The organism is Desulfomonile tiedjei, from assembly GCA_016212925.1.
Classification (GTDB): Bacteria; Desulfobacterota; Desulfomonilia; order Desulfomonilales; family Desulfomonilaceae; genus JACRDF01.
Genome location: JACRDF010000013.1, coordinates 21,727 through 45,130 on the forward strand (window position 1 = coordinate 21,727; position 23,404 = coordinate 45,130).

Annotated in this window: 17 protein-coding genes; 14 read left to right on the plus strand and 3 right to left on the minus strand. The window is 54.7% G+C overall.

Going from position 1 to position 23,404, the window contains the following annotated elements:
* Nucleotides 1-181 precede the first annotated feature (181 nt).
* The 5 genes from HY913_06670 to glnE all read left to right on the plus strand — a co-directional run bounded on the left by HY913_06670 (nucleotide 182) and on the right by glnE (nucleotide 7,151).
* A complete protein-coding gene (locus HY913_06670; GenBank protein MBI4962938.1) occupies nucleotides 182-1,018 on the plus strand; it encodes a purine-nucleoside phosphorylase in 837 nt (278 codons plus the stop codon).
* Between the two features lie 125 nt (nucleotides 1,019-1,143).
* Complete coding sequence (locus tag HY913_06675) at nucleotides 1,144-2,505, plus strand: amidohydrolase (GenBank protein MBI4962939.1); 1,362 nt, start codon at nucleotides 1,144-1,146, stop codon at nucleotides 2,503-2,505.
* Complete coding sequence (locus tag HY913_06680) at nucleotides 2,498-3,541, plus strand: phosphoribosylformylglycinamidine cyclo-ligase (GenBank protein MBI4962940.1); 1,044 nt, start codon at nucleotides 2,498-2,500, stop codon at nucleotides 3,539-3,541. The genes HY913_06675 and HY913_06680 overlap by 8 nt, the downstream gene beginning before the upstream one ends.
* A gap of 55 nt (nucleotides 3,542-3,596) precedes the next feature.
* Nucleotides 3,597-4,070, plus strand: a complete 474-nt coding sequence (locus tag HY913_06685; GenBank protein ID MBI4962941.1) for a DUF523 domain-containing protein — start codon at nucleotides 3,597-3,599, stop codon at nucleotides 4,068-4,070.
* A gap of 51 nt (nucleotides 4,071-4,121) precedes the next feature.
* Nucleotides 4,122-7,151, plus strand: coding sequence for a bifunctional [glutamate--ammonia ligase]-adenylyl-L-tyrosine phosphorylase/[glutamate--ammonia-ligase] adenylyltransferase (glnE, locus tag HY913_06690; GenBank protein MBI4962942.1), 3,030 nt, complete (start codon nucleotides 4,122-4,124; stop codon nucleotides 7,149-7,151).
* Nucleotides 7,152-7,617: 466 nt separating this feature from the next.
* Here glnE and HY913_06695 read toward each other — a convergent pair whose 3' ends face one another.
* Together HY913_06695 and HY913_06700 are read right to left on the minus strand one after the other, a co-directional pair.
* Nucleotides 7,618-8,124 carry a transposase gene (locus tag HY913_06695; protein ID MBI4962943.1) on the minus strand — a complete coding sequence of 169 codons (507 nt, stop codon included), beginning with the start codon at nucleotides 8,122-8,124 and terminating at the stop codon, nucleotides 7,618-7,620.
* A 359-nt stretch (nucleotides 8,125-8,483) separates the two neighbouring features.
* On the minus strand, nucleotides 8,484-9,419 hold the full coding sequence (locus tag HY913_06700) for a 2-dehydropantoate 2-reductase (protein ID MBI4962944.1): 936 nt from the start codon (nucleotides 9,417-9,419) through the stop codon (nucleotides 8,484-8,486).
* Nucleotides 9,420-10,281: 862 nt separating this feature from the next.
* On the opposite strand from HY913_06700, the gene HY913_06705 reads away from it, so the two are divergent.
* From HY913_06705 to HY913_06730, 6 genes are all read left to right on the plus strand, one after another.
* Nucleotides 10,282-10,944: a PAS domain-containing protein gene (locus tag HY913_06705; protein ID MBI4962945.1), complete on the plus strand. Its 663-nt coding sequence runs from the start codon at nucleotides 10,282-10,284 to the stop codon at nucleotides 10,942-10,944.
* 101 nt (nucleotides 10,945-11,045) lie between these two features.
* The gene (locus HY913_06710; GenBank protein MBI4962946.1) at nucleotides 11,046-11,486 is read left to right on the plus strand and encodes a response regulator; all 441 of its coding nucleotides are present in this window, start codon (nucleotides 11,046-11,048) and stop codon (nucleotides 11,484-11,486) included.
* Nucleotides 11,487-12,190: 704 nt separating this feature from the next.
* Nucleotides 12,191-15,259: a PAS domain-containing protein gene (locus tag HY913_06715; protein ID MBI4962947.1), complete on the plus strand. Its 3,069-nt coding sequence runs from the start codon at nucleotides 12,191-12,193 to the stop codon at nucleotides 15,257-15,259.
* 349 nt (nucleotides 15,260-15,608) lie between these two features.
* Nucleotides 15,609-16,064, plus strand: coding sequence for a transposase (locus HY913_06720; protein MBI4962948.1), 456 nt, complete (start codon nucleotides 15,609-15,611; stop codon nucleotides 16,062-16,064).
* A 359-nt stretch (nucleotides 16,065-16,423) separates the two neighbouring features.
* Nucleotides 16,424-18,265, plus strand: coding sequence for a GAF domain-containing protein (locus tag HY913_06725; protein MBI4962949.1), 1,842 nt, complete (start codon nucleotides 16,424-16,426; stop codon nucleotides 18,263-18,265).
* Between the two features lie 144 nt (nucleotides 18,266-18,409).
* A complete protein-coding gene (locus HY913_06730; GenBank protein MBI4962950.1) occupies nucleotides 18,410-18,859 on the plus strand; it encodes a transposase in 450 nt (149 codons plus the stop codon).
* A 202-nt stretch (nucleotides 18,860-19,061) separates the two neighbouring features.
* On the opposite strand, the gene HY913_06735 is transcribed toward HY913_06730, so the two are convergent.
* Complete coding sequence (locus HY913_06735; protein ID MBI4962951.1) at nucleotides 19,062-19,301, minus strand: hypothetical protein; 240 nt, start codon at nucleotides 19,299-19,301, stop codon at nucleotides 19,062-19,064.
* A 397-nt stretch (nucleotides 19,302-19,698) separates the two neighbouring features.
* On the opposite strand from HY913_06735, the gene HY913_06740 reads away from it, so the two are divergent.
* The 3 genes from HY913_06740 to HY913_06750 all read left to right on the plus strand — a co-directional run bounded on the left by HY913_06740 (nucleotide 19,699) and on the right by HY913_06750 (nucleotide 23,394).
* Nucleotides 19,699-21,102 carry a hypothetical protein gene (locus HY913_06740; protein MBI4962952.1) on the plus strand — a complete coding sequence of 468 codons (1,404 nt, stop codon included), beginning with the start codon at nucleotides 19,699-19,701 and terminating at the stop codon, nucleotides 21,100-21,102.
* Nucleotides 21,103-21,545: 443 nt separating this feature from the next.
* The gene (locus tag HY913_06745; protein ID MBI4962953.1) at nucleotides 21,546-22,601 is read left to right on the plus strand and encodes a polysaccharide biosynthesis/export family protein; all 1,056 of its coding nucleotides are present in this window, start codon (nucleotides 21,546-21,548) and stop codon (nucleotides 22,599-22,601) included.
* 160 nt (nucleotides 22,602-22,761) lie between these two features.
* Nucleotides 22,762-23,394, plus strand: a complete 633-nt coding sequence (locus HY913_06750; protein ID MBI4962954.1) for a flavodoxin family protein — start codon at nucleotides 22,762-22,764, stop codon at nucleotides 23,392-23,394.
* Nucleotides 23,395-23,404 lie beyond the last annotated feature (10 nt).

Consider the following 23,404-nt stretch of genomic DNA (forward strand, 5'->3'; position numbering starts at 1 on the left):
AGCTCCTGCCTCTACTCGGGAAAGACAGGGCCGCAATCTCCTTACCCTTGCTAATAAAGCCAAACATTGTCAAGAAAAAGCGAACCACCCTACCCTTCCTCGATTGACCGGGAAACGCTGCTTGACTTTGGCCCGCGGCATCCACGATACTCGGGATTCAATACCGCCGGGAAAAGCTCATATGGAAACGCTATATCAATCGGTCCGGGACGCTGTTCGGTTTCTCCGCGCAAGAGCACCTTCGCAGCTTGACGCAGCCATTATTTTGGGCACAGGTTTGGGACGCGTTGCCGACCGAGTGCAGGCAATGGCCAGGATTCCGTACCCTGATATCCCGCACTTCTTGGAATCTACGGTTGAAGGTCACAAGGGAGACCTCGTATTCGGCACGTTGGGCGGGCGAAATGTCGCGGTAATGGAAGGCCGTCTCCATTATTACGAGGGATACACTCTGCAACAGACCACCCTGCCCGTCCGCATTTTGAGAGAATTGGGTGCACAACTGCTGCTGATAAACAGTGCGGCCGGGGGACTGGACCCTCATTATCACGCGGGGGATGTCATGGTGGTTACGGATCACATCAATCTGATGGGTGACACACCGCTGCGGGGCGTTGCTGATGAAAGGCTAGGAGAGCGATTCCCCGACATGAGCAACCCGTACGATCGCGAGTTGACAAGAGTAGCCGGTGAAGCCGCGACAGATCTTGGAATTCCCGTCAGGCACGGTGTATACGCCGCGGTGGCAGGACCGAACCTGGAGACCCCTGCAGAAACGCGGATGCTAAGAATACTGGGCGCCGACGCAGTCGGAATGAGCACAGTCCCGGAAGTTATCGTGGCCAATCAAGTGGGATTCAGGACCCTTGCGTTGGCCGCTATTACTAATGTGAACATACCGGACAAAATGGAACCTGTCTCTGTTCAGCAGGTTATAGCAAATGCCGAGGTCTGCGCGCCCAAGATTGCTGCCATATTGGAAGGGGTACTCGAACGGTGTGGGTTCGAGAGTGCATAGTCATGCGCTCCTTATCCGGCGTATGTTCGCCGCGCGTAGAGCAGGCCGGCTTTCGTAGAGCCGGCGTCTCGCCGGTCGGTGCCGGGGACCGGCATGATGCCGGTCCTACCTGAGGAATTGAAGGCATGGAGCCAGCAGTGGCCAAAACAATACTCCTGAAAAACGGTCTGATCCTGCCGCATCCCGGCCTGTCGGAACCGGTGCCTCACGGTGTGACGATCGTCACGGGCAATCGCCTCGGGCAGGTAAATTTGCCTGAGGACAGCTTGGAACCCTCTGCGGCTGAAGTGGTGGATTGCTCCAACTGCCTCATAATGCCGGGGCTGATCAATGCCCACAATCACGCGGCTATGAGCATCCTCCGTGGCGTAGCAGACGATCTGCCACTGGACCAATGGCTTAACCAGTACATCTTTCCTTCTGAGGGCAAGCATGTGGCTCCGGAATTCGTGCGTTTGGGAACCATGCTCTCTGCTGTGGAGATGGCCCTGTCCGGTGTGACGACCTTCGCGGACGGGTACTTTTTCATGGAGCAAGCAGCGGAAGCCACTATGGAAGTGGGGCTTCGCGCGGTCATCGCTCAGGGGATCCTGGACGTTCCTACTCCGGACGCGGCAGCACCCGGCTCGTGGAAAGGCCGTGCTCAGGACTTTCTTGCCTCGTGTCCCCAAGACTCTCTGATTACACCTGCACTGTTTTGTCACTCGCCTTATCTTTGCAGCCCGCAGACTTTTCATGCCGCCAAGGAACTGGCCGCCAAGCACAATACCCTGTTGTTTTCCCACGTCGCGGAAACTTCGTGGGAAGTTGCGGAAATCCAACGGGTTTACGGAACCACCCCGGTGGACCTTCTGGCAAGAAACGGCATTCTCGGCACGGACTTTGTCGCGGTTCATTGCGTGCACCTTTCTGAGCAGGAAAAAGATATGTTGTTCAAAACCGGGACCGGCGTGGTACATTGCCCTGAGAGCAATATGAAACTAGCTTCCGGTGCGGCTCCGGTGATGGATCTGCTGGCAAGGGGCAGCCGTGTGGCGCTCGGGACGGACGGACCGGCCAGTAATAATAACCTGGACATGTTTGAAGAGATGCGTTCCGCTTCGTTCCTCGCCAAACTGGCCAACAATAGCCCGGAAGCGTTGAGCGCGTGCACGGTCATTCAAATGGCGACCAGCCACGCAGCGGCAATCCTGGGAATGAACGATCGGATAGGTTCACTGGAGTCGGGCAAGCTTGCCGATCTTATAGTAATAGATTTGGATCGGCCCCATTTGACTCCGGCCTATGACGTGGTCTCACACTTGATATACTCTGCACGCGGATCGGATGTTCGTGATGTTATGGTCAACGGGAAATTCGTGGTCAGGCAAGGAAAGGCCACCACCGTGGATGAAGAGGAACTGAAAGCCAAGGTTCGAGAGATGGCCGGGAAAATAGCTTCTGATTTGAACATAAGGACTCACGGAGTTTGTATAAGCGATGTCTGAAAAGGTAACCTACAAGGACGCCGGGGTAGACGTGGAATTGGCTGATAAGGTCATCGGTTCTCTAGCCGATAGGATCAGGTCAACGTTCAGACCGGAAGTAATGGGTAAGATGGGCGGATTCGCCGCGATGTTTCGGCCGAAATGGCGCAATTTCAATGACCCTGTGCTGGTCTCCGCGACCGACGGAGTTGGGACAAAGTTAAAGATCGCATTCATGACTGGTGTTCATGATACGGTCGGCATAGATCTTGTGGCCATGAATGTGAACGATATTTTGGTCACCGGCGCAGAGCCACTTTTCTTTCTGGATTACTTCGCCACCGGAGCGATCGATCCTGATACGACCCGATCCGTGATATCCGGAATCGCTCGCGGCTGCGAACAGGCAGGTTGTGCGCTCATAGGCGGCGAAACAGCGGAGATGCCTGATTTCTACCCCGCGGGAGAATACGACCTGGCAGGTTTCTGCGTGGGTATCGTAGACCAGCCGAAAGCGATTGACGGCGCCAAGGTCGCACCTGGTGACGTGGTACTGGGTGTGGGTTCGTCAGGCCTGCACAGCAATGGCTTCAGTCTTGTCAGAAAAGCGCTCCTGGAGTTGAGAGGGTACCCTTTGGAATCCTACTGGGCCGATCTGGGCAAGACTCTCGGAGAGGAACTGCTTACGCCGACCAAAATCTATGTTAAGCCGATCCTGGATTTATGCGGCAAGGTCAATGTATCTGCGATGGCGCATATCACAGGGGGCGGCTTCATCGGGAACATTCCCCGCGTGGTGCCGGAATCCTGCATGGTCGGTATAAACAAAGGCTCATGGGAAGTGCCGGCAATCTTCCGAATTATCGCGTCTGAGGCTCATCTGAACGACGATGAGATGTTTCGAACCTTCAACATGGGCATCGGAATGGTGGTGGTGGTGCCTGGCGATCGGTCGGATGCCGCGCTGGCGAGTCTGATAGGCAACGGGCTCGAAGCACGGGTAATAGGCGAAGTTCGGAAGCGGACCGCGGGCGAGCAGGCCGTTTCATTCCGATGATATGCCGTCACACCGATTTCTCCGTTTGGATGCAAACGGTGACTGTTAAGGGAGCATGAACCCCAGAATTCTCATAAGCGGTTGCCTCGCAGGTCTGCGGGTCCGATACGATGGGAACCCCCGGCCTCATCCTCTCCTGGAAGAGCTAGCGAGGAACGCGGTGCTGGTCCCTTGTTGCCCGGAGATTCTCGGCGGACTGGGTGTGCCTAGGTCCCCTTGCCGGTTTGTAGGTGGAGACGGTAGGACTGTACTAAAAGAGGCCGCGCGAATCATCGACACCGCGGGAAATGACAGGACCGATGCTTTTCTCCGCGGGGCCGAAGAAGTCCTGCGAGTGTGCAAACTGGTCCAGCCCGACTTTGTAATCTTTAAGGAAGGGAGCCCATCCTGCGGTGTCCGAAGGGTGGATATAGAGGGAACGAAGCAGGAAGGATGCGGCGTCACGACAGCAATGCTGGAATCCTTGACCACGCCCATAATTACCGAAGAGGACCCGATGCCCGCAAGGTTTGGTCGTGCGGAGAAATAGTATGCCCTCTGGAGGTTGAATTGACCCGCCTTTTGTCGGAAAATGATCGGCATGGCCGCTGAACCTCAACTCACCGACATAACGCTCAATCTTCCCGCGCTCGCGGATTTCATGTCCCGGCTTGCTTCTGAAACAAGAACACAACTGACTGCCGAGATCCTTGATAGCCCCAATGCCAAAGCCACAGCCGGCCGCATGGATGATCTGCTTCGAGCGCCCTCGACAGGACTGGTGACCACAATCCTTTGCGATTCAGAGATGAGAATGCCGTTCCTGGCGGTGGTGGGAGGATCGAGGTTTCTTTTTTCCATACTTCTTCGCAATCCACACTTGCTGGAATCGCTGTTCCTTTCCCGGGGATACGAGTTGCGGAAAAGCCGCGGCAACAAGGATCGAGAACTTCGAGAACGCCTGGGCGGAATTAGTGAGACAGACGGTCTGGATAGGGTCCTGCGGCTATACAAGGAGGAGGACTATCTTCGCACAGGCTGTAGGGATTTGGCCGGGCTGGCAGGCGTCGTGGAAGTGATGGAAGAGCTTTCAGACCTCGCGGCCGCGTCCATTCAGGCCGCGGTGTCTTTCCATCAGCGGAGACTGAATGCCAAGCACGGACTGCCACCCGGTGTCGAGGAGGACACCGGCTTCGTGGTCATGGGCCTGGGAAAGGTCTCCGGCAAAGAGCTGAATTTCTCGTCAGACGTGGACATCATGTACCTGCGAGGACCTGAGGAAGGCCAGACCCAGGGGCCGGCGAGCGTAACCGTTGCAAAGTACTATGAGACGCTGGCCCAGTCTGTCAGCCGATCGCTATCTGAAGTCACGGAGGACGGATTCGTTTTCCGAGTGGATTTGCGGTTGAGGCCTGAAGGTGAAAAGGGGGAACTTGTCCCATCGGTCAACAACGCCTTGGATTACTATCTGGGTTGGGGCAGGACCTGGGAAAGGGCTGCTCTTATGAAGGCGGTCCCGATCGCGGGGGACGTGGACTTGGGACAGGAGTTCATTGCTGAGCTGGAGCCGTTCCTTTACCGAAAGTACCTGGATTATTCGACCCTCGAGGATATGCGGGTGATGAAGCTGGGCATAGAGAGCCAACTCCGAAGAAAACCCGTGGTCAACATCAAGCTTGGACAAGGTGGTATCAGGGAGATCGAATTCTTTGTCCAGACGTTGCAGTTGATTAATGCCGGAAGGACCGGCCGCGTGCGCTCACCGAGCACGCTCAAGGCCCTTGATCTGCTCGAGGAGACCGACCTTCTCGAAGAGCAAACCGTCGCGAATCTGAAGGCCGCATATCTCTTTTTTCGCAAGACCGAACACTGCATCCAGATCAACCATCAGCTCCAGACCCATGAACTGCCCAGAACTCGGGAAGATCAGGAAGAGTTGGCCAGGAGAATGGGTTACAAAGATGGGGCGCTGGAGACGTTTCTATCCGACCTGGACAGGCATCGGAAAATCGTGGAGGAGTTATTTTCCACGCTGTTCTATCATGCAGGCGATGAAACATTCCAGCAGGTGTCGGCCAGAACAAAGGCCATAGCGGAAAATATTGAGGACGAGAAAGCAACTGAGGCCATGCTGGCCGAGTACGGGCTGGAAGGACTGGCCGGATCTTATCCCATCCTCAGGAATCTGATCGTTCCTCCGGAAAGCAAGATCCCGTCCGAAAAGGGACGCAGGCTCCTTGAGCGCCTCGCCCCCCTCTTCCTCGAAGAAATTGCAAAAATGCCCGAACCAAGACAGGCCTTGATCGCTCTCGATAGTTTCATAGATTCCCTAACCGCACACGCGGCCTATTTTTCGACCTTGCTGGAAAACCCGCCGACGGTCGGGTTTCTGATAAACATTCTGGGAGAGAGCAAGTTCTTTACGGAGCTTCTTATCCATCATCCCCAGGCCCTTGATTCCCTCATCGCTCGCGGGGCACAAAAGCATCCCCTGGAAAAGGCAGATCTGGAGGCGGAGCTGTCCGAACGGCTTGCATATTGTGAAGACCTTGAATCCGCGCTGGATGTTCTGCGCCGGTTCAAACACGAACAGATGCTCAATATAGGCGTTCGGCACTTATCAGGGGAAATCGAATCTCCGGCGGCTCGATGGCTGGTGACCGAGCTTGCTGAAGCCTGCCTGGAGGCCGCAGTGCGGATCGCGTTCGAGGAGATGACTCGGAAATTCGGCGGATTCGATGCGGTCGAGTCACTTCCGTTCGTAATCATTGGTATGGGCAAGCTTGGCGGAATGGAAATGACATACCTTTCGGACCTGGATGTCATTTTCGTGTACGACTTCCCCTCTGCGCAGATCGGGCGCTTCTCGGCTCATGAATGGTTTACCAGGCTTGCCAGCCGCATAATTTCCATCCTCACCGTGCCCACGGCGGAAGGGACCGTCTTTGCCATAGACACCAGGCTGAGACCCTCCGGAAACAAAGGACCTCTGGTTTCCTCATTGTCCTCCTTCAGGGATTATCACAAGACCACATCGGAACTGTGGGAGAAGCAGGCCCTGACAAAGGCTCGTCCCGTGACCGGACCGGTTGAACTCGCCGGAGAGGTAGAACAAATTATCCGGGATTGCATAATGCGCACACGGATCTCCTCCGAGGACATTCGGGAGATCGATCGGTTGCGAAAAAGGATGCAAAGCGAACTGGCCGTCGAGGATGAACTGCGCGTGGATCTGAAAACAGGCCACGGCGGATTGGTGGACGTGGAGTTTTTCGTTCAAGCTAACATATTGAAGCATGCTTGCGTCAGTCCCTCGATTCTCGTCAACAACACTCTGGAGGCCTTGGCCGAGTTCTATGCCGCCGGCTTGATAGACCGCGGGACTTTCCGAACACTCGATTCAGGTTACCGCTTCCTGAGCAACCTGGAAGATCGCCTGCGCATCATGGAACAACGCAGCGTGAACAGTCTGCCGCTGAGAGGCGAAAAGCTCAAAGGGCTGGCCCGACGGCTCGGGTACGGAGAGAATGGGGAAGGCCTATTTTTGCAGGACTACTTCGAGGTCACCGACTCAATTCGGAAGATATATGATTCGTTTTTCGGGGAAGACGCGGACCACCTTCAATCGTAGCCCGTGGCCGCCATCTTCGCCCAAACAGGGCGTACACCTTTGCGGCGGGCACGGCCCGCCCTACAAATCCGCTTCCTTCAAGCACTCTCTTCCCGTAGGGCGGCCTGTGGCCGCCATCTTCGCCTCAGCAGGGCTTACACCTTTGCGGCGGGCACGGCCCTCCCTGCAAATCCGCTTCCTTCGAGCACTCTTTTCCCGTAGGGCGGCCCGTGGCCGCCATCTGCTCCCAAACAGGCCTCACACCTTTGCGGCGGGCACGGCCCGCCCTACAAATCCGCCTCTTTCAAGCATCTTTTCCCGTAGGGCGGCCCGTGGCCGCCCTCTGCGCCTCAACAGGCCTCACACCTTTGCGGCGGGCACGGCCCGCCCTACAAATCCGCCTCCTTCAAGCATCTTTTCCCGTAGGGCGGCCCGTGGCCGCCGTCTTGGCCCCAACAGGCCTCACACCTTTGCGGCGGGCATGGCGCTACTCATTGCCAATATCGAGGGGAATCTCGACGCACGAGCCCCAATCCGCGAGATATACGCCTTTCTCGACATAACTGTGAAAAGACGTCCATTGCCATTCATTAGGGCACCGCACATATCCGTGCTTTACCGGGTTGAAGTGAATGTAATTCAAATGGTTCTCGTAATCTCGCTCATCACGGATGCAATGCTCCCAAAAACGCTTTTGCCAAAAGGGTGGTTCCTGGTTACCTCGCTCACGAAAAGCCTTCGTGAACTTGCGTTTGATAATGCTCCACCGCCGCGAGAAATCAGTATCCCGATCTTCGAGGTGCCAGATGCAGTGCATATGATCCGGCAACAACACCCAGCCCCCGATGACAAATGGGTATCTTTCCCGGCAGTAATCAACAGCTTCGAGCAGGCAAGCACGCGCCGTCTCATTACCAAAGAGGGGACTTCGCCTGAAAGTGACGACCGTGAAAAACCAGGCGGTACCAAAATATTGTCGTCTATAGTTTGGCATTGGGTTCTCACTCGTGGAGCGGCCTATGGCCGCCATCTTCGCCCAAACAGGGCGTGCACCTTTGCGGCGGGCACGGCCCGCCCTACGAATCCGCCTCTTTCAAGCATCTTTTCCCGTAGGGCGGCCCGTGGCCGCCATCTTCGCCCAAACAGGGCGTGCACCTTTGCGGCGGGCACGGCCCGCCCTACAAATCCGCCTCCTTCAAGCACTCTTTTCCCGTAGGGCGGCCCGTGGCCGCCGTCTTGGCCCCGACAGGGCGTACACCTTTGCGGCGGGCACGGCCCGCCCTACAAATCCGCCTCTTTCAAGCACTCTTGTCCCGTAGGGCGGCCCGTGGCCGCGGTCCCGCGAAATCAGCATCAAAACTCAATCTCTCCCCTGGCGCGCATCTCCAGAGGGAGTAATGCACTGTAAATGAAGGAATTCATGGGCGTGGGGACTCCCGCTTCCAAGCCGAGGCGGGCTACAGCGCCGCTTTGGGACGCAAGCTCGGAGGGTCGGCCTTCCATAATGTCTCTCTGCATGGAGGCTGTTCCCCCCGCAGGCAGGTTGTCGATCAAGGTCATTGTCAGTGCCACCGCGTCTGGACTCAGTTCCACGCTGAGCCCTTTGGCAACCGCGGTAACTTCTTTTGCTACGCGTTCCAGCATGCGCCTCGTTTCAGGAACGCTTCGTACGATGCCGGCGGGGGCGCGGGTCACCGCGGCCACGCCGCTCAATGTGGCTATAAACAGAAACTTCTGCCACATGGCCATACGGATGTCCGGCGGGATTTCGGCCTTTACTCCAGCATTTGAGAATGCAGTTCGGAGCCGTTTCGCTCGTTCGGTCAAGCTGTTGTCCAATTCACCGAAGATTACTTGAGGTTCCATACCCGCGTGGCGAATGTGCCCGAGACCTACTCTAAGCGCCACGATATAGCACAGGCCGCCGAAAACATGCTCCGGTCCCAGCACCTTGGCCAACTCAGCCGGAGCGTCCACTCCGTTTTGCAGCGGTACCACAAAGGTGTCGGGGCCGATCATAGGACGTATCGCATGAGCGGCATCACTGACCTGCCAGGCCTTGACTCCTAGGATCACAGCATCTACTTGCCCTATCCCGGCAGGGTCTTCCTCCGCCTTGACCGGCAGCATCGAAGAATTCCCATCGGGCGTGTCCACCCTGAGCCCAGTGCTTTTCAGGGCTTTCAACTGGTCTCCGCGCGCTACAAACACCACATCTTCTCCAGCCTGAGCCAGTCGCCAGCCGAAGTATCCCCCCACACCGCCAACTCCGTACATTGCGATTCGCATGCTTTTCTCCCTCTATTTCTTATCAGAATTGTTCACTTTGCAAATAATGCCCACTTTCGCGGAAATCATAGTAGGGGCGACCGGTGGTCGCCCTAATACGGGCGCACGCCATGCGCGCCGTACAGGAATTAGAGATGCAGCTCTGGATGATGACCAGCTAGCAGCCTCTTATTTGCCAAGTGCATGATTCCGTTTCCTATTACTCAAATTCCCGACTATGGTGACACCAGAATTGCATTCGTGACCGATGACGCCAGGTTCGGTAGGGGCGGGCTCCCACGCCCGCCCTGGGCAGGCACGGGGAAACCGTCTCAGAATCGAGGATTCTGCGATGGCACCGGTAGGGGCGGTTCGTGAACCGCCCGACATCAGGGCGCTTCTCGAAGCGCCCCTACATAAGAAATCCTCCGGTCACTAATTTTGAGACAGTTTCCGGGGGCCTGCCCCTACAGTTGGGGCATCGCCGAAGCCCAGCAGCTCCGCTTGTCCACACAAGTCACCGAGCTTGCCCCGAGCCACGTTCGTTTGGGAATTGTTATTATCGGACCGTGGCATTCCGCGTGCATTTGCAGATCCAAATCATTCTTACGTTGATTTCCAGTCCCAATTTGTTTACAACTGTTTCACCCCATTGCCTTGAGATGTAACCGTTCAGCGAAAGGAAGCCATCTTCGGTCTTCTTGTACGGTGTGAGGCGTGCCGCGCCTCAGGAGGACATCACGTTCCGCGTGATGCGCCGTACCCCATTTGCGCGTAGTTCGGAATTTCCCGTTGCTACCGCGATGGCCGTGCTGAAAGGTTGCCTTGGACTTAAACTACCCCATTACCGATCGAATACCAAGATAACAGGAAGGTCCTCGCCATGGCCGACGGGGAAGATTCCAAAAGATGGCTGATCGATGAGCTGACGGCCCTCCGCAGGAGTGTGTCGGAGATCCAGGACCAACTCGGAGGTTTCGCTGAGGAACCGAGCGATGAGTTCTCCAGTGGAGGGGAACAACTGGGCGGAATACCTGCCGACAGCGTTGGCCCATCCCCGGACGCCCCCAAAAGCCTGGAAATGTACCGGTCCTTCTTTGAGCACTCACCCGTCGCCTTGTGGTGTCACGACTCCTCAGAGTTAAAGGCGTACGTGGATGCATTGAAGGTTTCCGGGATTGCGGATTTGCGGGCGTACTTCAAGGATCATCCGGAAGGTTTAGCCCAATCCGCCCGGAAGATACGGTTCGTCGACGCAAATGCCGCTGCTTTGAAACTATTCAGGGCCCAGAGCAAGGAAACGTTTTTCGCGGATTTCGCCCGGGTTTTCGGCGAGAGGGCCCGTAACTGCTTGGTGCAATTCCTCACAGGAATAGCAGACGGCAAGGTTTCAGGGCAGCGACAAGTAATGCTCCACGCGCTGGATGGCGGCGAAGTCTACGCGTGGCTCAGGTGGTGTGCTGTCCCGGGCCACGAAGAGTCATTGAAGATGGTTCTGGTGTCCGCCATAGACTTGGCGGCTCCCAGAGCCGGAGAGCCTGGGTAGGATGCTGTGAATCAAGCTGACGGGGGATTTGGTTGAGATCGTAACAGAGTAAAGGTTCAACTTCTTATTCTGCAAAATCCTGAAAGGAGCGAGCCTACAACATGCGTTTGAACCCCAAACCGGTGGAGATCTTATTGGTCGAAGACAATCCTATGGACGTAATAGTTACTCGCGAGGCCCTAAAAGAAGGAAAGGTCTGCAACAATTTGAGCGTGGTACAAGACGGCGAAGAAGCGATCGAGTTTCTCCGCCGCAAAGGGGACTATGCCGATGCGCCGCGGCCCGATGTGATTCTCCTGGACCTGAACTTGCCGAGAAAAGGCGGCCGTGAGGTCCTCTCGGAAATCAAGAACGACCCCGCGCTACAGGACATACCCGTAATCGTACTGACCACTTCAAAAGCGGAGGAAGACGTTCTGGACAGCTATCAGTTGCACGCGAACTGTTTCATTACGAAGCCGGTAGATCTCGATCAGTTTACCAAGGTGATAAAGACAATCGAGGGCTTTTGGTTCGAGATCGTAAAACTCCCGCCGAAATGATGGCGCCTGGCGCCCGCCCTACGAGGGCATAAGTCGGAGTTGGATGTGGCGACCCCGTGCGGAAGCCGGGGGAACCGCACCGCTCGGGGAAACAGAGTTGGACAAGGCGAATCCCGCGTTTCGCGAGACCGTTCCGGGCGATCACCGCATCCTACGCGGGCCGGAGGATGTCCGGGCAAGAGCCCGGACGACACGCATTCGCAGGCTGGAGCCTGGGAACGAGACGGACCCGCAAATAACTTACATATAGTGAGTCTCAGAAGGTATTTCTCACCGGGATCGCACTGCTGGACGAGCCAGCAGTGGCACCCACAATTCAAAGCGTCATTACTTTTGAAAACTGCTATAACCGGCCATTCGAGCCTCTCTGTGAACTCTGACGAGGCGGAGGAGGACCGGCTTTGTGTCAATTGCGAGCGCAGCGCAGCAATTCCAAGGAATTGTAGAACAAGGGCGGGAGATTGCTTTCCCGCGGAACGCGGGACTTCGCTACTAGCAATGACATTGACTCGCGTACTGGCCAAATCAGGGATTTGAAAACTAATTGCGGGACGCCAGACTGGTGGAGGCTCATTCTTACCAACCGAACCACTCCACCACATTCTTTCTTAGGACAATTCCCGTCTATCGGAGTAGAATCGGTCCAGGTGAACAGCCGGAACGTGAGCCACCAAGATCCCTCGGGACAAACCACGGAGGCCGACATGGCTAAGCGCGCGACTAGCCCTCCCCCCAAAGCGCAATCCGCTGCAAAGAAAACCAAAACGGCCGCCTCTCCCAAGAAGAAGGCAGCGAAGGCTAATCTTCCCGTGGTACGACCGGCTGCGAAGCGGCCCAAGAAGCTGCGGAACGCGGCGGTTGCAGAAAGCGCCGCCAACTTCCCCATCGTCGGCGTCGGAGCTTCCGCGGGTGGCTTGGAGGCCTTCCAACTGTTGTTCAACAACATGCCGCCGGACACCGGCATGGCCTTTGTCCTGGTTCAGCATTTGGACCCAACGCGGAAGAGTATCCTGGTGGAGCTGATAAGACGCTATACCCGCATGAAGGTGGTCGAGGTCGAAGATGGTATGAAGGTGACGCCTGACACTGTCTTCGTCATTCCTCCCAACTCGTACATGGCAACATTGAATGGGAAGCTCCATCTCTTTGAACCCCCGGCTCCCACTGGCCACCGAATGCCGATAGACTTCTTTTTCCGGTCCCTCGCGGAGGATCAGAAGGAGCGGGCGATTTGCGTGGTGCTGTCCGGAACGGGAACCGAAGGGACCCTCGGGTTGCGGGCCGTCAAAGGCGAGGGCGGTATGTGCATGGTTCAGGAACCGGAATCGGCCAAGTACGACGGGATGCCCAGAAGCGCCATATCCACGGGCATGGTAGACTACATACTGCCGCCGGACAAGATGCCCAGGCAGCTCGCCGCGTACGTCGAACACGCGTTCGGCCCGGGCCGCCGAAAGCGCGTCATTCGTCTTCCACACGCACCGGACTTGCTCGAAAAAATATTCATTGCCGTCAGAACTCGCACAGGGCATGACTTCTCGGACTACAAGCGCAGCGCTGTGCTCCGACGCATTCAGAGAAGGCTGGCTGTCCATCAACTTGACAATCTGAAGGACTACCTCTCTTACGTACAGAATAACCCCCAGGAATCAGAAACTCTCTTCAGAGAGTTTCTCATCGGGGTGACAAATTTCTTCCGAGACCCGGACGCATTTGAAGTCCTCAAGAACCCCCTGACTTCTTTGCTTAAGAAACGTGGGAGCGGCCAGCCGGTGAGAATTTGGGTTCCGGGGTGCGCTACAGGCGAGGAGGCCTATTCAATTGCCATGATCCTTCGGGAGGTCATGGACAAGCTCAAGAAGAACTTCGCGGTCCAGATTTTCGCCACCGACATCAGTGCGACAGCCGTAGAAACAGCTCGTAGAGCCATGTATCTGGGCAATATTAGTATTGATGTCCCGCCCGAGCGCCTGAAGCGGTTTTTTGTGATGGAGGACAATTCGTATCGAGTGAGCAAAGATATTCGCGACATGATCGTGTTTGCCGTGCAAGACGTGACCAAAGACCCGCCCTTTTCCAAAATAGATCTTATAAGCTGTAGAAACCTCCTGATATACTTTGAGCAGGAGCTGCAGAAAAAAGTCCTCTGGCGGTTTCATTACTCCCTGATACAAGAAGGCCTTCTTTTTCTTGGCGGTTCGGAATCCGTCGACGGGTTGGTGAACGTATTTCCTGCCGTGGATAGAAAGTCAAAGATCTTCCGGCACAGTTACTCACCGTCACGCCGGGTAATGATTGAGTTTGAGGTCCCCCCCGTGATTGGAGTTGCCCGGTCGTCGCGGGAGGAGGCACCCGCTCAGGTTGTCGAGAAGATCAGCTATCGCGAGTGGGTGGAAAAGACGATGCTGGAAAACTACTCCCCAGCGGGAGTGATCGTCGACGAGAAGAGCGACATCGTATATGTCCACGGCAGGACGGGAAAATATCTGGAACCGGCCTCCGGGCAATTCCGCGGCAACGTGGTCGACATGGCCCGTGAAGGCCTGAAATTGGAGCTTGCCCATGCTATGCGAAAAGCCGCGTCTGAAGGAAATGAGGTGCGCTGCGCAGGTTTGCGGGTAAAAACAAACGGCGTACAGCAATTGATCAATTTGGTGGTGAAGCGTATCGAAGAGCCTCCTCCCATGAAAGGGCTATTGATGGTGGTCTTTGAAGATCTGAGACCCGAAACAACCGAAGAAGAGGGCGGCAAAACGGGCGCGGCCTTGCGAGGTCGCGGCCGGAAACGGATCCAGGAGCTGGAGCACGAACTCAGGTCCACCAGAGAATATCTTCAGACGACTATCGAAGAGCTGGAATCCTCAAACGAGGAACTCAAGTCAACGAACGAAGAGCTTCAGTCTTCCAATGAGGAGCTTCAGAGCACCAACGAAGAGTTGGAGACCTCCAAGGAAGAGCTGCAATCCCTAAACGAAGAGCTGGTGACGGTAAACGCGGAATTGCAGCAGAAGATAGATGAGCTGTCAGAGGCCAGCGGCGATATGGCCAACCTCTTGGCGAGCACGGGAATAGGCACCATATTTTTGGACATCAACTTTAATATTCGACGTTTCACCCCTACCATAAAGAAGATTATCAACCTGATCCCGACAGACGTTGGCCGCCCGGTCAGCCACATTGCCTCCAATCTAAATTATGGCGATCTTGTCGAGGATGCGGAAAATGTCCTCAACACCCTTGTCCCCAAAGAAGCGCAAGTCAAAGCAAAGGACGGTAAATGGCATCTGATGCGAATCATGCCTTACCGCACCCTGGACGACGTGATAGACGGCATTGTGGTTACTTTTACGGATATCACCGCGCTCAAGGAAATGGAGCAGGCCGCGCAGTGCGGGCGCGAAATGTCCGAAGCCATTGTCAACACTGTGCATGAGCCTCTGCTGGTCCTGGATGAAGACTTGAGGGTTATTTCAGCCAACCATTGGTTTTACCGGAGCTTTCAGGTAACAGCGAAAGAAACGGAAGGAAAGCGGCTTTACGATTTGGGCAACCGTCAATGGGACATTCCGGCGTTGCGAGATTTGCTGGAAAAAATCCTTCCTAAGAAGACCGTAGTAGAGGACTTCAGAGTGGAGCACGAGTTTGAGACAATAGGGAAACGGGTAATGCTGGTTAACGCCAGGTGTCTCGAAATCTCCCCTGAGTTCCCGCAAATGATCCTGATGGCTCTGGAAGATATTTCCGAGAAGAAATCTAATGCCGCATCTGAATGACGGTAAATTGGGTATCTGTTCTAGATGGACCGGCAGGGACGCCAGCCCTACGAGGACCATTGCTCAAATCACTAACTTGATTCCGACCGGCAATCTTAAATATTCGTAGCTACCGGCCTCCGTCGTAGCTACCGGCCTCCGTCGTAGCTACCGGCCTCCGTGCCGGTAGTATGAAAAAAACATCCCAACCTGCCTTCGGGCATGGCCGGCAGGGACGCCGGCCCTACGAGGAGAATTGCTCAAACCATCGCTTGATTTCGACCAACAATCTTAAATATTCGTAGCTACCGGCCTCCGTGCCGGTAGTCTATGAACAAACAAACCAATCAATAAGGACCATCGGCATTTCATGAAGACCCCGATCCTGACTATATACAAGAGAAGGCTTCCGCACTGGCGATTGGACGGTTCCATTTATTTTATCACTTGGCGTTTGGCCGCTTCGCAGCCCCCGCTCCAACCCGAGGAAAGAAACCTTGTAGCAGATGCGGTAAAGGACTTCGCCGGGGTGCGATACGATTTGTTGGCATACGTTGTGATGGATGACCACATGCATGTTCTGGCGGCGCCCATCGAGAAATTCTCATTGGAGGAAATTGTCCACACCTGGAAATCCTTTACAGCCAATAGACTGCAAAGAAATTTTGGGAGAACCGGAAGGATTTGGCAGAACGAGTACTTTGATAGGATTGTTAGAGACGAAGAAGAACTTACAGCCAAGGTCAATTATATTTCGCAGAACCCTGCAAGAAGGTGGCCTGAACTTGAGGAATACGAGTGGGCCTGGTGTGATGTCTCGTGGTGAGGAGGCCGGCAGGGACGCCGGCCCTACGATAGGAATTGGGAAGCCGCGCATCCACACCATGGCAAGCGCTAAAACCAATGCCCGACTATGAAGAATCCTCCATATTCGTAGCTACCGGCCTCCGTGCCGGTAGCCTGAGCAAACAAACCAACCTGGCTTCGAGCTAGGCCGGCAGGGACAACCGCCCTTTCGCCTTTACATTGATCTTGCGAGGAGCTATAATTTATTGTATATACTAGTTTAAATTATTAATTTCCTGTTTAGCTCGACTTATTAGGAGCCGACCCAGTTTCCGTTTGATTCCGGCAGGACTAAAGCGAATGCCACAAGAATTAGTGTTAGAAGCCGACCGGTGAATAATGAAACATCGTGACGATCCAGAGAAGAAGCCCGCGACTCTCAGGGAATACGCAGAGAATAAACTACATCAAACTTCCGCGCTAGACGTAGATCCATCGAACTTATCCCCAGAGCACATGCGAGAGGTGATCCACGAGTTGCAGGTCCATGAGATCGAACTCCGGATGCAAAACGAGGAGCTTCTTCGGGCAGAGTTGGAACTTGCGGAGGCACGGGACAAGTACCGGGATCTCTTCGACTCTGCGCCTGTCGGATACTTTACTCTCGATCCTAAGGGCCTGATAATGGAGGCCAACATCGTCGGAGCCGGCCTCTTGGGGGCGGATGCAAGCTCTCTGATAAAACAGCCGTTGTCGCGCTTTGTCCACGAAGACGACCGCAACGCGTATTTCATGTGTTTTAAGAGGATGGCCGAGGACGTAGACGCCGAGAGTTGCGACCTCAGGTTTGTCAGCCTCAGCGGATCGGTTTTCGATGCCCACCTGGACTCCCTGGCCGTCAAGACTCTTGAGGGCCGTACCAGCGAAGTTCGAATTGCGGCGTCGGACATAACGGATCGCAAACGCGGGGAGGAGACGCTGCTCCGTACCACCAGGGCCCTGAGAACTCTGAGCGAGTTCGGTCGAGCCCTCGCACGCGCCACAGACGAATCATCCCTGTTGGACGCAGCCTGTCGCGTCATTGTTCAGGCCGGCGGCTATCGCATGGCCTGGGCAGGGTTTGCGGTAGATGACCGGGCCAAGACCGTGCAGCCGGTCGCGCATGCAGGATTTGAGAATGGATATTTGCGGGCAGCCGGAGTGACATGGGATGAAAACAAGCCAAGCGGCCAAGGACCTATGGGACAGGCGATACGAACCGGTAAAAGCAGTATTTTGAGGGACTTGTCAGAATGCCCTCCCCTCGCGGCGTACTGGCCTGAGACATCCAAACGAGGTTATGTGTCGCTTATGGCGTTGCCTCTGTTCGTGGAGGGCCAGGTCATAGGAGGGCTGGCCGTCTGGTCGACGAATCCGGATGCTTTTGACGGGGAAGAAGTAGATCTTCTGGAACAATTGGCCGAGGATTTGAGTTTCGGGATTGGGGCTTTGAGGTCGCGAGCCAAAAGGGAAGAGACCGAGGAAGCCCTGGCACTTCAGGCCGAGGAGTTGGCACGGTCAAATCTAGAGTTGAAACAATTCGCGTACGTGGCTTCACATGACCTCCAGGAGCCTTTGCGCAACCTCATCAGTTGCGTTCAACTGCTGGACAAGAAATTCAAAGATCGGCTCGGATCCGAGGCCGATAAGTACATTGGGTACGCGGTGGATTCCGCTGCAAGGATGCAGGCCCTTATAGAGGCATTGCTGGCCTACTCGCGTATAGGGACCCTTGCCAAGCCTTTCAAGCTCGTAGATTGCCAAAAAGTCATCGAATCAAGCCTCGCGAATCTCCGTACCGCGATCTCCGAGAGTCAGGCCGTCGTAACCTATGATCCGCTACCAAGATTAACGGCCGACGAGATGCAATTGACCCAACTATTTCAGAACCTGCTCGGCAATGCCATCAAATTCCGGGCTGATAAGCCGCCGAAAATCCATGTGTCCGCGGCCGAACATGAAGGCGAATGGGTGTTTTCCATCGAAGACAACGGCATCGGATTCGAGAAGGAATATGCGGATCGCATTTTCAGTATCTTCCAGCGCTTGCACACACGAACGGAATACGAGGGAACCGGAATCGGATTGGCTATCGCCAAGAAGATTGTGCAACGTCACGGAGGGCGGATCTGGGTCGAATCCGAATACGGTAAGGGCTCCACCTTTTACTTCACCATACCGGCTCAAGCCATCGACCAATAGTCGGCCGGGAGGGCCTGTCCCACCAGGACCTGTCCCGCCGGTGTTAGCCCTTCGACTGCGTTTTTGAGGGCTTGCCGGTTCGAGAGGTATTATGGTGGGACAGGCATCTTGCCTGTCACGTCTTAAAAAAGGGGCTCTTCCCATATGGAGACACCTGAATTCACAACTTGCCGGCGGAAACTCCCGCATTGGCGAATGCAAGGTTGTGTTTACTTTGTTACCTGGCGTCTTGCAAAGCCCCAGCCTCCTCTCCATCCCGACGAAAAGACTTTAGTGGTCGACACGATCAGACATTTCGATGGCCTGCGGTACGAACTGCTTGCCTATGTCGTCATGGATGATCATGTGCATGTGCTGGTGCTTCCGTTGTCCACACATGCCCTGCACCAGATACTTCATTCGTGGAAGTCGTTTACTGCCAAGGGACTGCGAAGACTTCGGAAAAGACCTACTCCAGTTTGGCAGGATGAATACTTTGACCGGATCGTTAGAGATGATGCAGATCTGATGGAGAAAGCAGAATATATTCTTGGCAACCCGTTGAAACGATGGCCCGACATTGAAGAATATCCCTGGTCGTGGTTTGGATCGTAGAAAGTCTGATACCAACGCGGCATCAAACAGTTGACAAAACTAGACAAGGAATGATGGGGCGTGCGGCCCGCCTGCCTGCAAGAGACAGGCAAGATGCCTGTCCCACCGGGACCTTGGCGCCACTTGTTCGAAAGCGAATCAGCATGAGGCAGCGACAAAGAATTGGTAGGTCACTCTAAACCAATGATCCTGAGTGATCGGATCATTCATCCCCATCGAAACAAGCCTGCACTTCTGAGAAAGCCCTACTAAACTCTGCTTCCGTGAGCTTCCCGGACTCCCAAAGTTCAAGAGCGGCGGTCAAGTCCGGCCGGTTAAGTTTCCGGCAGATGCCTTCAATCATTATGGCGTCGAGATTGTACTTGGCCATGAGATGCTGAGCGCTCGATCCGCACCTGAGGTCGGCGAGAAAGTCCCTCAAATCAATTTTTCTCCTGCCCATGATAATCCCCCCTCAAGGGGTAAACAAATGCAATTCCCTTGAAAACCAATAAGTGAAACGTATACCCGCAATAATTGCGTATCCCTTTCTTAATGGAGTCTACGCGTTATTGAATGTGATGCGTATCGCGGCGGAAAGTTTCAAGGCTGGGGCGCGACATATATTTTCTTTAGGGTGAGACACTGCTTTTGTGGGCCAGGCTTTCCAGCCTGCCTGTTCTGAGATCCCAATGATGGCAGGCTGGAAAGCCTGACCCACGAATCATTGACATCACCACGGAGGATACTTATCCATCCCATACTGAATTCTTACGGCCGAGGACACTTCTCGTTGACTTGCTGCCATGTCCGGGTAAAACTAATAGGATTCAGACAATTCAACCAGGGTGCGAGGTTTTATGCAGCAAAAAGAACCAGTGGACATCATAACAGATATTATGGCCTTGACGAGCTATGGCAACACAAAGAACATAATGCTGATGGCCGTGGAAACGGGAGGCCCGTTTGATGAAGCTGCCTTCAAATTGGCCGTGAATAAAGGGGCCTCGATTTGTCGCAATTATAAGAGCGTCCTGCGTGAAATACACGAAGGGCGGGCGTTCTACCTTACCCGCGATTACAAACAGGACCTGGACATCCCTATTTTCTCGACCCCCCTTAGGGTTTCAACTGATTCGCCTACAACCTTCGACGATGTTGTGTCACACCTGACCCCGGCCCTCGACAAGCAGTGGGACCATTGGAACGTGCCTCCCCTGGAAGTTCATATCCTGAATATTGGTCACAACCATCGCGTTCTGACGTTCCTAGCGCATCATGTGGCCGGTGATGCGGCTATGGTGGTCAAGGTCGTCAGCGAGATTTTGGGGCAGTACCATAACATGACCACTGGCGAGACCCCTTCCTGGGCCACACCTCGTTACGTGCTTTCAACGTCGAGGAAAAAAGCATCAAGCCCCAGGAAAGCGGGCTGGAAAGGCCTTTGGTCGCAGCTAAAGCGAGACTTGGCCTACCGCAAAAGAAAGCCCCAAAAACCCCAGGGGAACGGCAGGAAGGGCGATCCGAGAGAATGGCAGGTGCAAAGGCTTGTGTCTACGGAGGACACCGACCGAATTCTCAAGGGCCTTTCAACAAGCGGGCTTCACGTAGTGGACCATCTGGTGGCATGTGCCAATATTTCCTTGGACAAATGGAACGCGGCGCGGCAGGTTGCACCGGGCTTTGCTTCGAGTGTCATGACTGTCAATATGCGGGAACGGTTTGGTGGAGCAGAGGAAAAAAACTACAGTTCCGCCATCTTCTTTAACTCTCCGCCTGAGCAGAGAAGCGATTATCCGGAATTTGTGCGCTCGGTGGCTCAAGCCCGCCTCAGACAGCTCGGCAGGCAGGCCGATTTGAGCTTGCGGAAGTCCATAGCAAGGGGCGCCAAGTTCTTTTCGCTGTTTCCTCTCGGAATTCGGCGCACGGTAGCCCGCACCTTTATGGAATTTCAACGATATTCCGTCGCTGTTGGATTCCTGGGGGTTGTCTGGCCGGAATTCAAGGATGAAAAAATGGGCCCGGATTCCTGCTTGAAAAAACTCGGCGATGCAAACGTTTTCGACGTTTATGGCACAGGATACAAACTTGCGGGAAATGCGTACATAAATCTGTATGCCTTCATCTATTGCAGACAACTACACCTGGTGCTTTCCTCAGCCGCCGACCTGTTAACTAAGGAAGAGTGCGACACGTTCGCAGATATTATTTTGGAATCCGTCTTTCATGCTGCGCGTCAGGAACACAAGGATTGCGAGAACTGATGTTCGGGTGCCGTTGAGACCACCCGCCTAATCTCACCGCATCATACCTATTTGTAAACATCCAGCCGCATAGCACAGGGCTTTGCCGTCGGCCCCCATAGGGGGCAGTGTGGTTGAATTCAGGTGCCCTCCCTTGATTCGGTAGAAGCTGCCGTCATTCCGGCGAAAGCCGGAATCCAGTCCCGCGATGAACGCGGGATGGTCCCCGGCGTTCGCCGGTGACGATCACCCTGCGGCGTGACTGATGGGACTCTCCTTAAGCCAGTCCCGCGTTTTGAGCGGGACAAAGACCAGTTGCCCCGGATAACTGAAAGATCACGGTCCGGCAAATTAATAGATTTACATTTAGCCTATATTTATGGTAAGATATGCAAAGTTTTAGATCTCATCTTGGAAATAATTGAGATAACTACTTGATGTCGTTCAAATATATTACAAAACGGATGACCCTGGCCGCAACGGCCTGCCTCTGCGCCCTCCTGCTCGTCCCAGGCTGTATCGGACTGATACCGTCTCCTTTCAATCCATCGCCCGGGCCGCAGAAGAGTCCTCAGCTCAACGACCTGGCAGAGGCGTTTGATATCGTTTGCCGGAACTACCGCCTGGGACCCGGTGACGAACTCACCCTTCTGTTTCTGACTGAATGGAACATACCTACCGGCACCTACAAGCTCGACACTTTGGACAAGATCTCGATCAAGTTCATCCTTGACCCTCAGTTGAATGAAGATGTGACCATTCGTCCGGACGGCATGATAACCCTTCAGGCTATCGGTGAAATCCAGGCAGCAGGTCTCACTCCGCAAGAGCTGGCCAAGAGGATAGAGCAGCGGTTCGTGGAGGCCAAGATCTTTAGCAAAGACGAATCGCGCGGAGACTTGAAAAACTATAGGCTCGTAACGGTCCACGTGCTCAATTTCTATGAAAAGATCAACAAGCTGGTTGGCGGTCTGACCACTCTAACGGGCGGCAGCCAAACCTCTTTCATAGTGAAGCCTGACGGCACCATTGATTTGCCTCTTTTGAAAGAAAGGATACTCTGCGCAGGACACACTGTCCCGGATGTGGAGAGAACCGTCAACAGGCTTTACAGGAACGGCACCCTTGAGCATGTAGTGGCATCCATGAAGCTCTCGGCAGCCAGATCCCGAAAGTTTTACGTTTTGGGTGAAGTTGGATCTCAGGGGGCATTCGACATTACTCAGCCCATCACGATTCTTCACGCGCTGGCCATGGCCGGGGGCCCCAGGCCAGATACTGCCGATCTGACAAGCGTAATTCTCGTTTCCAAGGACATCCACGGCAAGCCTATTGGGCGCCGGGTGGACCTGAAAAGAATTCTTGATGTGGGTGACATGGGCCAGGCGATTTTGGTCAAGCCTTATGACGTGATTTTCGTTCCCAAGACGTACATCCGCGACCTGCGAATCTTCATGGATCAGTACCTTTCGGTTGTAAGAGACTTCGTCTCCCTGGGCGACACGTTGAGGCCGCGGTAATGCCAATTTCGCGGTCAATCATGTAACATTGATGAAGGCCGGCAGGGACGCGGGATGCCCGCAATGCTCACTTGTATGAAGGCGAATTGGTAAAACATCCTTCTCCTTAATTCCCCGACAAAGCAGGAATTCCTCCATTTTCCGGAAAGGGTGGCTCTTCATGTCAGAAGCCGATGAGGAGAAAGAACCGATCCGGGTCGTGGCCATCTATGGGAGTCCACGGCGCAGGGGAAACACCTCCTTGCTCCTGGAACAAGCTGTCCGAGGAGCAAGAGACGCCGGCGCAATAGTAGAAGAGGTGGTTCTTCGCGACCTGAAGATTTCGCCTTGCTTGGAAATCTATGGCTGCAAGGAATCCGGCCGCTGCGTAATAAGAGACGACTTTCAGAAGGTTTACGACCAACTCCTGGCCTGTCACGGACTCATTTTGGCGTCACCGATTTTCTTCTATACCGTGAGCGCACAGACCAAGATCTTGATGGATCGATGCCAGTCTTTGTGGGTCAAAAAATATTGGATTGAAAAGCGATTGTCGGAAAAATCCGCACCAAAGCGCAAGGGGATGTTTATTTCCGTGGGCGCCACTAAGGGAAGCAGGCTCTTCGAAGGGGCGCTCCTCACGGTGAAATACTTTCTTGATCCTTTGGACATGGAACTCTGGCAGGCACTCTTGTACAGAGGGCTGGATTTTGAAGGCGATGTCCTGCAGCACCCGGAGTACCTGGAGCAAGCTCGTCAGACAGGCCGTAACCTGTGCGAGGAAATCAGGAAAGGCCTTCAGCCGGACCACTAGGGGGCGGCCT